General features: G+C 66.0%; 9 protein-coding genes. 3 read left to right on the top strand and 6 right to left on the bottom strand.

Annotated elements, in window-relative coordinates; all coding sequences use genetic code 11:
• Nucleotides 1-55: 55 nt before the first annotated feature.
• Nucleotides 56-328, top strand: a complete 273-nt coding sequence (locus GGR40_RS09520; protein ID WP_429275999.1) for a hypothetical protein — start codon at nucleotides 56-58, stop codon at nucleotides 326-328.
• 1 nt (nucleotide 329) lies between these two features.
• Here GGR40_RS09520 and queF read toward each other — a convergent pair whose 3' ends face one another.
• The gene (gene queF, locus GGR40_RS09515; protein ID WP_429275998.1) at nucleotides 330-800 is read right to left on the bottom strand and encodes a preQ(1) synthase; all 471 of its coding nucleotides are present in this window, start codon (nucleotides 798-800) and stop codon (nucleotides 330-332) included.
• A 635-nt stretch (nucleotides 801-1,435) separates the two neighbouring features.
• Between queF and GGR40_RS09510 the strand changes: the two genes are divergently transcribed.
• The gene (locus GGR40_RS09510; RefSeq protein WP_429275997.1) at nucleotides 1,436-2,194 is read left to right on the top strand and encodes a hypothetical protein; all 759 of its coding nucleotides are present in this window, start codon (nucleotides 1,436-1,438) and stop codon (nucleotides 2,192-2,194) included.
• A gap of 80 nt (nucleotides 2,195-2,274) precedes the next feature.
• Complete coding sequence (metC, locus tag GGR40_RS09505) at nucleotides 2,275-3,501, top strand: cystathionine beta-lyase (protein ID WP_429275996.1); 1,227 nt, start codon at nucleotides 2,275-2,277, stop codon at nucleotides 3,499-3,501.
• A 23-nt stretch (nucleotides 3,502-3,524) separates the two neighbouring features.
• On the opposite strand, the gene GGR40_RS09500 is transcribed toward metC, so the two are convergent.
• The 5 genes from GGR40_RS09500 to GGR40_RS09480 all read right to left on the bottom strand — a co-directional run.
• Entirely contained in the window at nucleotides 3,525-3,941 is a 417-nt protein-coding gene (locus GGR40_RS09500; protein WP_429275995.1) for a MarR family transcriptional regulator, read from the bottom strand.
• A 207-nt stretch (nucleotides 3,942-4,148) separates the two neighbouring features.
• Complete coding sequence (locus GGR40_RS09495; protein WP_429275994.1) at nucleotides 4,149-5,336, bottom strand: HlyD family efflux transporter periplasmic adaptor subunit; 1,188 nt, start codon at nucleotides 5,334-5,336, stop codon at nucleotides 4,149-4,151.
• Nucleotides 5,333-7,522 (bottom strand): type I secretion system permease/ATPase, encoded by a 2,190-nt coding sequence (locus tag GGR40_RS09490; protein WP_429275993.1) that lies wholly within the window; start codon nucleotides 7,520-7,522, stop codon nucleotides 5,333-5,335. Before GGR40_RS09490 ends, GGR40_RS09495 begins: the two co-directional genes overlap by 4 nt.
• A 20-nt stretch (nucleotides 7,523-7,542) precedes the next feature.
• On the bottom strand, nucleotides 7,543-8,817 hold the full coding sequence (locus GGR40_RS09485; RefSeq protein WP_429275992.1) for a TolC family protein: 1,275 nt from the start codon (nucleotides 8,815-8,817) through the stop codon (nucleotides 7,543-7,545).
• A 147-nt stretch (nucleotides 8,818-8,964) separates the two neighbouring features.
• Nucleotides 8,965-14,253 (bottom strand): beta strand repeat-containing protein (locus GGR40_RS09480; RefSeq protein WP_429275991.1); only part of this gene is annotated, 5,289 nt, incomplete at its 5' end.

The following is a 14,253-nucleotide window of genomic DNA, read 5'->3' as shown; positions in this document are numbered from 1 at the left end:
ATCCGGGATACATGCCTGCGCCGGGCCGTTCTCTTACTGAAAGGAGACTGCCACCATGAGCGCAACCCTTTACGCCCTTGCCCTGTTCGCCTGTTCGGACGACGGCACGGCCTGCCAGCGTCTGGAGACGCCGGTGCAGACCTATGATACGCGTAATCAGTGCAACGCCGGGCTGGACCAGGCGCTGGACACCGAAGCCGCACGCAAGGCAGAGGCGCCGACCGTCTATGCCCAGTGCCTGACGAGCCGGCAGATGGCCTCCATCGGCAAGAGCACCATCGATCTTACCCGCGTTAACGGCGCCCAGTTCGCCAGCGCGGGCTTCTAGATCAGCCCCGGCCGCGGTAGCTCTGGACGCCCTGATCGGGCACCCATAGCCCCGCCGGCGGCGCATCGGACTGCCAGAACACGTCGATCGGGATACCGCCGCGCGGATACCAGTAACCGCCGATGCGCAGCCACCTCGGCTTCATCTCGTCGAACAGGCGCTGGCCGATGCCGACCGTCACATCCTCGTGGAAGCCCGCGTGGTTGCGGAACGAACCAAGGAACAGCTTGAGGCTTTTCGATTCGACGATGCTCTCGCCCGGCGCATAGTCGATCACCAGATGTGCGAAATCCGGCTGCCCTGTGACAGGGCAAAGCGATGTGAACTCGGGCGCGGCAAAGCGCACCAGATACAGCGATCCGACGCGCGGGTTGGGCACGTAATCCAGCACCGCCTGTTCGGGCGAAGCCGGCAGAGCACTCTGCTGGCCCAGGTGCAGGGGCATCGAAGGGGAGTTGGGGGTATCGGTCATGGCCCCGGCCATGCCTTCACAATCGCATCGATGCAAGTGCAGGAACGACAACCCCATCCGCAACGCAGGCACACCACGCCTCGTCGCGCCCTTGCCAAGCGCGGGATAAGCATTAACGCGCTGTTCACACGAAGCAGGGCGAAATCTGGAAGATCATGAGGGGCTACGACATCATTCCGGCGCGCGTCATTGCGGTGGCGCTGTTCTTGGCCGCCGTTCCGGCGCACGCGCAATCAGCGCAGGGCGGCGGCACCTGGAGCCTGCCTGAGCCGACGACGACCGCGACGCCCCGCAATCAGGGACCAGTCGACGCACAGAACCCGGTAGTGCAACCGCGCAGAGCGACGCCGCCGCCGGTGATCGTGCCTGCGCCCCCTCCCCCGACTGCAGCCCCTTCGATGAGCGCGTCGCCAGCCCGCCAGCGCCCTTCCCCGGCTCCGACATCAGCACCGTCTCCACGGCCCACGCCAGCGCGATCCGCGACGCCGCCGGTCACAGCCCCATCGCCAACGCCGCGTCCGATTGCATCGCCAGCGGCGCAGCCGTCTGCCAATACGACGCCGCCGGTGCAGGAGACTACCCCGCCAACGCCGGAACCGACGGTTTCCGCCGTGCCCCCGGCAGCGCTTCCGACTGTGACCCCTCCCGTCGCGGCCGCTCCTGCGGCGCAAGTCGATGCGAGCGGCTGGCCGACCTGGTGGTGGGCTGTTCCGGTTGCTCTGCTCGTCCTTGCCGCAGGCGCAATCGCGCTGCTTCGCCGCCGCCATGCCGAGGACGTGGAGGCTCCCCTCGAAGTCACACCGGCAAAGGCGGATCGCGCGGAGGAACCCGCCCCAGTCCCTGCAGTTGCGACGCCCCCCGGCCCCGCCCCGACACCCGCTCCCGCACCGGAAACGGCCCATCTGGCGTTCGAGCCGGTGGGCCTGCGTCTGTCGCTGGTCTATGCGACGCTGCAGTACCGGCTGACCGTGACCGCAACCGAAGATCTGCCCGCCGGCCACCTGGTGGGCGACATGATAGGCGCACATGGTGCAATCGCACCGGAAGACCAGCTTGCGCCCGCGTTGGAAGCCCTGACCCATCTCAAGCCCCTGCCTGCGCTGGCAGCCGGTGAAAGCATCACCCTGAGCGGCGAAATCCAGTTGCCGCTCAGCGCCATTCGGCCCGTGCGGCAGGCCACTGCCTCGCTGTTCGTCCCGCTTGTCCGCATCTGCCTGCTCGCGGGCGACATTGCCGTGCGCCGCGTGTTCACCGTGGGTCTTACAGGCGGAGAGGCGCTGGCACCGCTGCGGCTCGATACCGGCCCGCGCGAACATCGTGACCTTGGCGCCCGCGAGGTGGAGGCAGCACGCGCCTATCCCGTCAGCCCGGCCCCGTTGCAACGCGCGGGCTGAACCCGCCTCAGGGCCTCTTCCCCTACCGCGCCCGGATCGCCTAAAGCATCCTGCGCAAGGCCCAAACGATCCGCGCGGAGATGACATTGACCAGCAGCAAGTCCCCCGAAGACCTTCAATCCGCAACCCGCATCGTAGGGGCCGGGCGGCGGCCGGAGTGGACGGGGCCAGTGGTCAATCCGCCCGTCTGGCGCGCCAGCACTCACCTCTACGCAGACACTGCCGCACTGGCGCAGGGGCCGCGCACCAACGAGGACGGGCGGTTTTTCTACGGCCGCCGGGGCGCGCCGACGCAGTGGGCGCTGGCCGATGCCCTGACGGCGCTTGAACCGGGCGCAGCGGGTACGGTGCTCTATCCTTCGGGCGTGGCCGCAATCGCCGGGGCCATGCTGACGGTTCTGCGGCCTGGCGACGTCGTGCTCATCAGCGACAACGCCTATGACCCGACGCGCTCCATGGGCACGGGCTTGCTGCGCGACTTCGGCATCGAACCGCGCTTCTTCGACCCGCTGGACATTGCGGCCTACGAAGCCGCCTTCTGCGAGCGCACCCGCGCGGTGCTGCTGGAGGCGCCGGGCAGCCTGTCGATGGAAGTATGCGACCTGCCCGCCCTTGCCCGCATCGCGGGCGAAAAGGGCGCCGTGTCGATGCTCGACAACACTTGGGCCAGTCCGCTGGGCTTTGCCGGACTGACGCACGGGATCGACATCACGCTGATGGCCCTGACCAAGCACGTCGGCGGCCATTCCGACCTGATGATGGGCAGCGCCAGCGCCGGCCCAGAACTCTATGCCAGGCTGCGCGACCGGGCGCAGCAGCTGGGCAACGTCATCTCGCCTGACGATGCCGCGCTGGCCCTGCGTGGACTGCGCACGCTGCATCTGCGGCTGGCGCACGAAGCGCAAAGCGCGCTGGCCGTGGCGCAGTGGCTGTCCGCCCGGCCCGAGATCGCACAGGTGCTGTGCCCGATGCTGCCCGGCGCCCCCGGCCACGACTTGTGGAAGCGGGACTTCACCGGCGGCTGCGGGCTGTTCAGCTTCGTGTTCAAGGGGAGCGACGCCGCCGCGCGAAACCGCTTCATCGATGCGCTGACGCTGTTCGGCATCGGCTATTCGTGGGGTGGGTTCGAAAGTCTGGCCATCCCCATCAACCCGTCCATCCATCGCAGCACGATGAAATGGCCGCCCGCCCCCTCGCACGAAGGGAGCCAGCACGGCGTGCGCCTGTCGATAGGACTGGAAGATCCGGGCGACCTCATCGCCGATCTGGAACAGGCGCTGGCCGCGTGGCATCAGCCCGCCGGATAAGGCACCGAAGCGGTTCTATCTGATCAGCGGCGGGGATTGAACGCGATCGGTGTGGCAGCCGGCGGCGGGTCGTAGACGTGCTTGAGCATCGCCAGCATGGCGCTGCGCCCCCGCTCCGTCAGGCGGACGATCACCCGGCGCTGGTCCAGCGCATCGGGAGTGCGCCGGATGAATTCCGCATCGTCCAGACGGTCGATCCGGCGCATCGCAGCAGCAGGGGATTCGCCCGAAGCGATCATCATCTGCTTGACGTAGAGGATGCCGCCCTCCTCGCCCGAGATGAACAACTCAAGCATCATGTCCCAGGCGGAATCGCGGAACAGCCCCTTGGGACTGAGCGCGGCAAATTTCTTGCGGGCCTGCAGAAGCTGCCGCGCATATTCCACGAGCTGGCGGTCTTCGATGCTGCGGCCATGAGCGGCCGATGCAAGGGATTTCACCGTCCTCAGGGATGAGGGCGAAACATTGAAATCGAGGTCGTTTGACTTGGCGGAGGGCATAGGGGGGTTACGCCACTTTCGTTTCGTCGAAGGTTCAGCCTGTGCTTCAGGCGTTAACAACATATTTATTTTTCAGGATTTTCCCCTAAGTAAAAACAACCATTTAGAATGTATTTGCGTTGACCGGAAAGAATATCACGTTCGAACTCACCGTTCTCGCAGGGCTTCGCGTGCCCGGTTGAAGGGCTTCAGCAGATACTCCATCACCGTTTTCGAACCCGTATGCACATCGACCGTGGCGATCATGCCCGGCACGATGGGCAACCGCTTGCCAGCCTTGTTGACGAGCGAGTCCGAAGTGGTGCGAATGAACACCCGGTAGTAGTAGATTTCAGGCTTCACTTCGTCACGGATGGTGTCGGGAGAGATCGTCGCGACCTTGCCTTCCAGGCCGCCATAGATGGCATAGTCGTAGGCAGTCACCTTTACGGTGGCCCTCTGGCCGGGGTGGATGAACGCGATGTCGCGAGGCGACATGCGCGCCTCTATCAGCAACTGGTCGCCCAGCGGGATGATCTGCATGACTTCGCCGTTGGGCGGGATGACGCCGCCGACGGTGGACACCTCGATGCTCTTGACGACGCCGTGCACCGGCGAATGCAGCGTCAGGCGTTTCAGGGTATCGGACCGACCGCGCACAACCGGTGCCAGCGCCGTCACTTCCTCGTTGACCTTCGCCAGATCCTGCTGCGCCTCAACCACATATTGAGAGCGCAGTTCGTTCTTCTTCAGCTCCAGATCGGCGCGCTGGCGCTTGAGGCGGATGACCTCGACGCTGCTGGCGGCGCCCACTTCGATGAGCGATTCGCCGATCGTGACTTCCTTCTGGATGAGCGCCAGCGATTCCTCGACAAGCGCGAGCGCGCTGGAAAGGCTTCGCCGCCGGTCCTCGTAAAGCCGGGTTTCGTTGGCCTTCAACTCGGGATAATCGTCCAGTTCCGAGGGGAAAGTGATGGGCGTGCGGTTGATCTCGGCGCGCAGGCGGGCGGCGGCGGCAAGCCCCGCGTGATACTTGGCGGCACTTTCCTCCACCGTCGATCCGGCCTGCGTGGGATCGAGTTGCGCGATCACCTGTCCCGGCTCCACGATGTCGTCCTGGCGCACGAACATCTTGGCCAGGATGCCGCCCTCCAGCGACTGGATCACCTGTTCGCGCGATGTCGGAACGACGCGGCCGGTGCCGCTCGCCACTTCGTCCAGTTCGCCGAACCATGCCCAGACGAACCCCGCCACGAACAGCGCGGCGACCGCCCAGATCATCCGCGTGGCCAGCGTGAAACGCTTGTCCTTTTCTTCGCCGAAGAGCCAGTCCTCGCTGTCCGCCCAGGTGCTCACGCTGCTCTCCCCTTGCCCTGCATGGTTCGCAGCGCCTCCTCCTTGCTTTGATCCAGCGTGACGAGCCCATTGTGGATCACGATCACCCGGTCCACGAGGTCAAGGACGCGCAGCCGGTGCGTGGCGATGACGACCGTGCGATCGGCGCTCCACGTCTTGAAGCGGTCAATGAACTGGCGCTCGGTGGCATCGTCCATCGACGCGGTCGGCTCGTCCAGCAAGACGACAGAGGGCTGGCGGATCAGCAGCCGCGCCAGCAGCAGCGACTGGACCTGCCCGCCTGACAGCCCCTCTCCCCCTTCCTGCACAACGTATTCCAGCCCAGCCTGCGTGCGGCGGATGAACTCGTCGGCGCCGACCATGGTCAGTACCTCCACCAGTTCGTCGGTAGAGGCCTGCGGCGCGCCCAGCGTCAGATTGTCGCGCAGGGTGCCGTGAAAAAGGCGGCTGTTCTGCGTCAGTAGGCCAACGTCGCGCCGAACGTCGCCGGGGTCGATCTGGTGAAGCGCCAGATCGTCCAGCAGCACTTCGCCCGATGCGGGATGGAGAAGGCCCGACAGGCCTTGCAACAGCGTGGACTTTCCGGCTCCGTTCCGGCCCAGCAGCGCCACCTTCTCACCGGCGGCGATCTGCAGGTCGTTGACGCTGAGCGCCGGCGCCGAATTGGCGTCGCCATAGCGGAACACGGCGGAGCGCAGTGCGAAGTTGCCCGCAATCGAGGGCACCTGGATGCGGTGTTCGTCATCCGGGTTGTCGACCGGCAGCGCCATGATCTGGTCGATGCTCTTCATCCCGACCTTTGCCTGCTGGAACCGGCTGAGCACCTGCGTGATCTGCGACAGCGGTGCCATCATCCGCGAACCGAGGATGGAGGCCGCGACGAGCGCGCCGGTTGTCATGTCTCCATTCATGACCATCGGCGCACCGAAGAAGATCACGGCGGCATAGGCGATGTTCTGGACATTCTGGGTCCATACGGTCAGCCCGTTGGTCAGGCCCCGCAGCTTGAGCTGCGCTTCACCAGCCACCGCGTTGAAGTGGTTCCACTGCTGCTGGAACCGGCTTTCGGCCTGCAGCGTTTTTATGTCGCCCAAGCGCTGCACCGCCTCCACCAGCATGGCGTTGCGCAGCGAGGATTCGCGCATGGCTTCGGTGGCGTAGCTGCGCAGGCGGGACTGCGCCAGCACGCCTGGCACGATCAGCAGGAACAGGCCCGCGAGCGGCACCAGCATCAGCGAACCGGCGATGAACCAGAAGATCACCAGGAACAGGAAGAAGAACGGCAGGTCCACCAGCGCCGCTACCGTGGTGGAGGTCAGCAGTTCGCGCACCTGCTCCAGATCGCGCAGCTGGGCAATGAAGGTGCCGGTGGACGCCGGGCGGTCGCGGTTGCGGACGCGAATGGCGTGGCCGAACACCTGATCGGACACGCGCAGGTCAGCGCGCTTGCCCAGCACGTCGATGATGCTCATGCGCAGGCGACGCAGGATGAAATCGAACACGATCGCCATCATCACGCCGATGAACAGAACGTAGAGCGTAGGGTAGGATTCCGCCGGGACCACCCGGTCGTAGACCTGCATGGAGAACAGCACGGTGCCCAGACCCAGCAGGTTGGTGATGAGCGACGCCAGCGCGACGTGCGTGTAGGAACGCGCATCCTTGAGCAGGGTGCGACGCAGCCAGTGTTCCTGATAGGGCCGGATGTAGGTATCGACGCGGGCATCGGGCGCCGCGCGCGAGGGACGCGCAATCACGAAGCGCACCGCCTGCCGGACGACCTCGTCGAGCGACAGTGCGTTGGGCAGCCCACCCTCGCCCGTGACGATCACCGCCGCGTCGTTCTCCAGACTGATCGCGGTGATGACAGCCAGGTCGCCGCTGGCCAGCTGGGCGATTACGGGCAGCCGCCCGCTGGTCATCGCAAAGCCGTCCACCGCCGCGATCCGCACGCGCAGGCCCGTGCCGCGCGCCAGATTGCGGATGCGCTCCTCGTCGCCCTTGTCCGTGGCCCATAGCCCGGCGATACGCGCGTTCTGCGCCGACACGGGGATACGGTAATGCTGCGCGACATGCCGGAACGCCTCAAGCCAGGCATCGACGCGGAAGTCGGCGTCCTTCTTATCCGCTTCGCTAAGGACTATTTCATCCGCTTCGCTTGCGCCTGTTCCATTCGCTTCGCTCAAGCCGGCTTTATCCGCGCCGCTCACAGGGCCACCCCTTCCACGACCATGCCGCTGAGGCGGAAGGCGTCGCGCTCCTGCCCGGCGGTGAACAGGCAATCGATGTTCAGCCGGCGCAGGTCATGCCGGACGTTGGCAAGCTGAAAACGCACCTGATGCAGTTCCTGCTGGGCGTTGAGCAGGTCCACCAGAGTGCGCGTACCCATTTCGAGGTACTGGAGGCGATAGAGCATTCCGGTCTCCTGCATGCTGTCCTGCCGCGCCGACAAAGTGGTGACGACCTGTCCCAGGCTGTCCACCTGCCGCTGCGCTTCCGACAGTTGCCGGCTGACTTCATTGCGGACGCCCGCTTCGGCGGCATCCGCCGCGCCCAGCGAATAGGCCGCTCCCTGCGTGCGCGCCCGGTTGGCCCCGCCACGGTAAAGCGAATGAGAGACGTTGAGGCCGAAGTTGTATTCGGCCCGGCGGGAGAACGGATCGTTGACGTCGCCGGAAGCCCCTGCGCCGACCGAAACGGTAGGCAGCCCTTCCGCGCGGCTGAGGTCCAGTTCAGCCTTCGCCTGATCCCGTGCACCGGCGATCTGCATCATCGCAGGAATGTTGTCCCAGTCCGGCTCGCCCTGTTCGCAGGCGTGAAGCAGCCGCTCGGGCATGTCCGTCGAAACCGCTGGAGCCGTGACCTGCCCCAGAAGGTGGGCAAGATTGCTGTTCCACCGCCGCTGCTCGGCCTCGATCTGCTCCATCGTGGCCTGCGCGGACTGCACGCGGGCGACCGCCTGGATCGCATCCGAGCGTGTGGCGGCGCCGCGCTGGAACCGCTGATCGACCAGCTGGCTGATGCCGCGGATGGTCTCGATCTGCTCCATCGCGATCTGGTGCAGCGCCGCGTTACGCTGGATCTCGATGATGGCATAGCTGGTGTCGCGCACCAGACCGTCGACGGCCAGCAGCACTTCGGCGGCGCTGATCCGCGTGCCCGCCTTGGCAATCGCCACGGTGCTGGACACCTTGCCGAAATCGTAGAGCATCTGGGTGGCGGAGATGTTGGCGCGTGGCCGCCAGCGCGATCCGGTCAGGTTGTCATAACCGGCGCTTGTGCCGACGTTGATCTCGGGCCGATAGCCGGCTTTGGCAACATCGACGTCGGACCCGCGCGCCTTGAGCTGGGCTATCGCTTGCTGCACCGAAGGGTGCCATTCCACCGCGCGGCGTGCCGCATCTTCCAGCGTCAGCGGCCCGTTCGGGGCGATGGTCTGCGCCCCGACGATGTAAGGCACCCCGGCCCCCGCGACCAGCATCAGACATGAGAACCAGTACGTGGCTCCTCGGCCCCGCCCTTGCCGCCGCATAATCCTCCTGCCGCCCGATACCGGACGATCGATCAATTTCCCTAGAATGCAGGGGCTTACCTTAAAGGTAAACCCCTATATTCCAGTCAGCCTCTACTAAATTAAAGACTGGTTATGCCACTGATCTGCGTTGGGATCATTCGGATGTAGGACGAGATACCCCAGCGGATCTGCTTCGGGTACCGCAGCGATACTCGTGTCCGATGCGTCGTTAGCTGGGTTAGGCACCGCACTTGTGCCGTGATCTTCATGCGACTGGCTGGTTTTCAGGTAGTTGTCGAGAACGCTTTCAAGCGTGCCCTGACCTTCGAACATGTCGTAGACGGTAATGCCCGTCGGTTCAGGGGCGCTTCTTGCGGTCGGCGCGGCATGCTCATCGGCAGATGCCGTCGCCAGCAGGCTGTCGATGTGCACGCTGTCGGTTTCCAGTCCGCCGGTTTCGGCACTGAAGGCCGAAGCCTGGAACGTGCTGGTCACGCCCGCTCCGTTCGGCCGCACCGTGACGTCCAGCGTTCCCTCGGCCACCTGGCCCGACGGATGGACCAGATGATAATCGAAGGAGTCGACCCGCGGCGTGTTGAAGTACGGCAACGTGTCGAAGGGCCGATAGACATAGCTGCCGTCCGCATTCAGCGTAAGCGCGCCGTAAAGCCCGTTCACCGTGACGGGGTTGCCGATATCGACATCGCGGTATGTGCCGGTGGCGCGGTTATAGACCTCCAGTTCCGTCAGCAGCGAACCGGGGTGGTCGTTGGTGAGGATGTTGCCTGTGGCGTTGGTGGACCCGTTGTGGACGAACTGGTCCAGATACGTGACGTTGACGTCGGTGTTGACGGTGACTGCCGACAGCACCCCGCGCAACGTCGCCTGAACCCTGTACGTCCCCGCGTCGAGGCCGAGGGTGGACAAGTCAATGCGCGCCACTTCGCCAAGCACGCCGGCCAGCACGGTGTAGTTCACGCTCCTGACCGTGGTCCATGTGGTGCCGACAAGTTCCTGAACCAGCAGCGTGCCGTTGCCCGCTACGGTGGCGGTGGACACGATCGTAGCCGAACCCGTCACCGCCTGATTGTTGCCGATGACGAACCGGGCGCTGTCGTAGGTCGTAGGCAGGACGACACCGACGATGGTGCCGCTGGCGTTGAAGAACTCGTTATTGGCCGCGTTGACCCACCGTACCGCTGCCGACGCCACATCGTCCCCGGCGCTCACCGCCGTGCCCTGAAGGCCGATGGTGATCGTCGCCGTATCCGACACCACACCGTCGGACAGCGTGTAGGTGAAGACGTCTGAGCGTCCGACGGAGTTGGGGTTGCCGTAAGCTTCGTAGCTGTACGCTCCGCTGGAAGAGATCGTGAGGACGCCGTATTCGCCGGCAATGGAGATGGTGCCGCTGCCCGGCAGGCCGATCGTGGTGCCGTCGCTGTTGGTGATCTGCGTGATCACCGCGCCGCCGCCAAGATCATCGCGCCCGCCCGCCGCGTTGCCGAGGATGGCGTTGCCGCTCAGCGTTTCGTTGGCGTACTCATACTCGGTGACCTGCGTCGTCACCGAAGTCGACTGCAGCAGGGTCAGCGTGTTGCTGAGCAACGTGTTCGACACTGCACCCAGCACGGAGTTAAGCAGTTGCGGGGCGCCAATCAGCGGGTTGCTGAGCAGGGTGGTGAGGATCCCCACCAGTCCGCCGACGCCCAGATTGGTCGTCAGCCCCAGCGTGGTCGACAGCAGGCCACGCGCAGTCGCACCCAGCACACCGCCGCCCAGCGCCTGCTCCACCGCATCCAGCACCAGCGTCTGATTCTGCGGCCCAAGCACCACGCCCGCCTGGCCCAGTTCGGTCAGGGACACGCCGCCGCCATCGGTATCCAGCAGCCGCGCCAGCGTGCTTTCATCGTTGCGCACGACGACGCGGTAATCGCCCGGAGGCAGCCCCTCCACGATAGCGACAAGCCGGTTGTCCCCGGTCAGGCCAAGCACGTTCAGCCCGGCGACGTCGCCCACAAGCGAGTTCTGCGTCACGGCCGAGTAGACCACGTTGCCCTGCGCATCGATCACATCGAGGCGGAACGCATCGGCCACAGCGACAAGGGCCGCCTGGCTGACCTCGATACGGACCGATCCGGTGCGGTCGGTCGGCACGGTGATCGTGGTGGTTTCATCCGCGCCGATGTCGGATTCCAGCAGGCCCACCACCGTCACGCTGCCGTCGGTCGCGCTCGGGCGGGTGACGCTGGTCTGCGCCCCCATGTTGAGGCTGGCGACATCGTTGACCGCATCGGGGAAGTCGATCGTCACCGCGCCGATGGATGTCACCGCGCTGACGTTGCCGGCACGGTCCGTCTGGCGCACCTGCACGTTGGAATACGTACCCTCGGCCAGTTCGAAGCTGGTGCCGGTGCCGTTGATCCAGGTCGTGCCGCCGTTAGTGCTGTACTGCCAGGTGGCGCCCGCTTCCAGATTGCCGATGACGACCGTGCCGTCGCTGGTGATGCGATCGGTCGCAGACGTGCCGGTATCGGTCACCAGACCCAGGGTGGGCGCGGCTATGATGGTGTCCACCGTGACCGGGGCCAGCACCGCCACGGCGCTGACGTTGCCCGCAAGGTCGGTCTGGCGCACCTGCACGCTGGCATTGACGCCTTCTGGCAGTTCAAAGCTGCCGCCGCTGCCCGCGAGCCAGGTCGCGCCGCCATTGAGGCTGTACTGCCATGTGGCGCCAGCCTCTATGCCGCCGACCGTCACCGTCGCGTCGTTCGTCACGCGGTCTGTCGGGGACGTGCCGGTATCGGCGACCAGCCCGATCGTCGGCGCGACGATCGTGGTATCGACCGTGACCGGTGCCAGCGCAGTCGCGCTGCTGACGTTGCCGGCACGGTCGATCTGGCGCACCTGCACGTTGGCGTAAGTGCCGTCCGCCAGCTCGAAGCTGCCGCCGGTACCGCTGACCCAGCTGGCACCGCCGTTCAGGCTGTACTGCCAGGTGGCTCCGGCCTCCAGGTTGCCGATCGCCACGGTGGCGTCGCTGGTGATCCGGTCTGTACCGGAAACCCCGGTGTCCGCGACCAGCGCCACCGTCAGCGGCGCCACGGTCACATCCACCGTCACTGCACCCAGCGAGGTTGCGGGACCAAGGTTGCCCGCGAGATCGGTCTGGCGCACCTGCACGTCGGTGTAGGTTCCCGGCGTCAGCGTGAAGCCGTTCCCGGTACCCGCCTGCCAGGTGACGCCGCCATTGGTGCTGTATTCGAAGCGGGCACCGGGCTCGATGCCGCCTACGGTCACCGCGCCGTTGCTGGTGATGCGATCGCTGCCCGAAACGCCGGTGTCGTTCGCCAGCGTCGGTGTCAGGGCGCCCGGCAACGTCGTATCGACCGTGACGCGGCCCAGCGAGGTCGCTGCGCCGATGTTGCCTGCGCCGTCCACCTGTCGCACCTGCACGTCGGTGTAAGTGCCCGGCGCCAGCTCGAAGCTGCTGCCGGTCCCCGCCTGCCAGGTGGCGCCGCCATCAAGACTGTACTGGAACGTCGCGCCAGCCTCGATCGCGCCGACCAGAACCGTACCGTCGTTGGTCACGCCGTCCGCCGCAGACGCGCCGGTGTCGTTCTCCAGGCTGACCGTCAGGTCGCCGGCCATCGTTTCCACCACGATCGGGCCGAGCGAGGTCGTGGTGCTGACGTTGCCTGCGACGTCGGTCTGGCGCACCTGCACGCTGGCATAGGTGCCGTCGGTAAGCTCGAAGCTCGTGCCGGTGCCTGCCAGCCAGGTCGTGCCACCATCGATGCTGTATTCCCAGCTGGCTCCGGCCTCCAGCGCACCGACCACAACGGTGCCGTCACTGGTGACAAGGTCCGTAGGTGACGTACCCGTGTCCGCCGCCAGCGCCAGCGTCGGAGCCGAGACGGTGGTGTCCACCGTGACCGTTCCCAGCTGCGCCACCGCGCTGACATTGCCGGCCACATCGATCTGGCGCACCTGCACGCCCGTGTAAGTTCCGGCAGCCAGGGTGAAGCCGGTTCCGCTTCCCGCAAGCCAGGTGGTGCCGCCGTTGAGGCTGTATTCGAACCGCGCTCCGGCCTCCAGCCCGCTGACCGCGACTGCGCCGTTGTTGGTCACGCCATCGCTGCCCGAAGCTCCGGTGTCCGCCACCAGCGCCACTGCAGGAGTTGCGGCACTTGCGTCCACCCGGGTCGCCCCCAGTGATGCATCGCCGCCGCCGTTACCCGCCAGATCGATCTGGCGCACCCGCACATCGGCATATGTACCCTCGGCCAGCGTGAAGCCATCGCCGGTGCCGACCTGCCAGGTCACGCCGCCATCAAGACTGTATTCAAAGCTCGCGTCATCTTCCAGGCCGCCAACCGTAACCCGCCCGTCGCTGGTTATCTGGTCACTTCCCGAGATGCCAGTGTCGTTGACAAGGGCGATGGTCAGCGGCCCCGGCACGGTGTTGTCCACCGTCACCGCGCCCAGCGAGAAGGGCGTGCTCACATTGCCCGCGACATCCGTCTGGCGCACCTGCACATCGGTGTAGACACCCTCGGCCAGCGCAAAGCTGTTACCGGTGCCGGCCACCCACGTCACCCCGCCATCCGTGCTGTACTGCCATGTCGCGCCCGGTTCCAGATCGCCGACAAGAATGGTGCCGTCGCTGGTCACGCCATCGCTGCCGCTGGCTCCGGTGTCGTTCACCAGAACCGCGCTCAGCGGCACGATCGCCGTATCGATCGTGAACGGCGCAAGCGTCGTCGCTGTGCTGACGTTGCCTGCAAGGTCGGTCTGCCGCACCTGAACGCCGGTATAGACCCCATCGACAAGCTCGAAGCTGGTCCCCGTACCGGTCGCCCACGTCGTGCCGCCATCAAGGCTGTACTGCCAGGTCGCCCCGGCTTCCAGATTGCCGATGACGATGGTCGCATCGTTGGTGACGCGGTCGCTTGGGGAAGCGCCGCTGTCGGTCGCCAGACTTGCGGAAAGCGCCGCGACACTCGTGTCCACCGTGACCGGCCCCAGCGCGGCTGGCGTGCTGACATTGCCTGCCCCGTCGATGCTGCGCACCTGCACGTCGGTGTAAGTGCCCTCGGCCAGCTCGAAGCTGCCGCCGCTACCCGCCGTCCACGTAGTTCCGCCGTCAGTGCTGTATTCGAACGTCGCACCCGGTTCGAGCCCGCCGACCGTCACCGTGCCGTCGCTCGTCACCCCATCGGTGCCCGAACCGCCAGTGTCGCTGGCAAGCTCTATGGTGGGCGATATGATGGTCACATCGATCGTCACCGGACCCAGCGCTGCGGGCGCGCTGACGTTGCCTGCCACATCGGTGCTGCGCACCTGCACGCCGGTATAGGTGCCCTCGGCCAGCTCGAAGCTGGTGCCGCTGCCCGTGGTCCA

It is taken from the genome of Novosphingobium gossypii (assembly GCF_050433305.1).
Taxonomy (GTDB): Bacteria; Pseudomonadota; Alphaproteobacteria; order Sphingomonadales; family Sphingomonadaceae; genus Novosphingobium; species Novosphingobium gossypii.
Note: the sequence above shows the minus strand (reverse complement) of the source record. Positions and strands in the feature narration are given on the sequence as shown.

Excerpts from the sequence above, each read along its gene's own strand:
- GGR40_RS09520 (WP_429275999.1), top strand. The coding sequence starts at position 56 with ATGAGCGCAACCCTTTACGCCCTTGCCCTGTTCGCCTGTTCGGACGAC.
- queF (WP_429275998.1), bottom strand. The coding sequence starts at position 800 with ATGACCGATACCCCCAACTCCCCTTCGATGCCCCTGCACCTGGGCCAG.
- metC (WP_429275996.1), top strand. The coding sequence starts at position 2,275 with ATGACATTGACCAGCAGCAAGTCCCCCGAAGACCTTCAATCCGCAACC.
- GGR40_RS09485 (WP_429275992.1), bottom strand. The coding sequence starts at position 8,817 with ATGCTGGTCGCGGGGGCCGGGGTGCCTTACATCGTCGGGGCGCAGACC.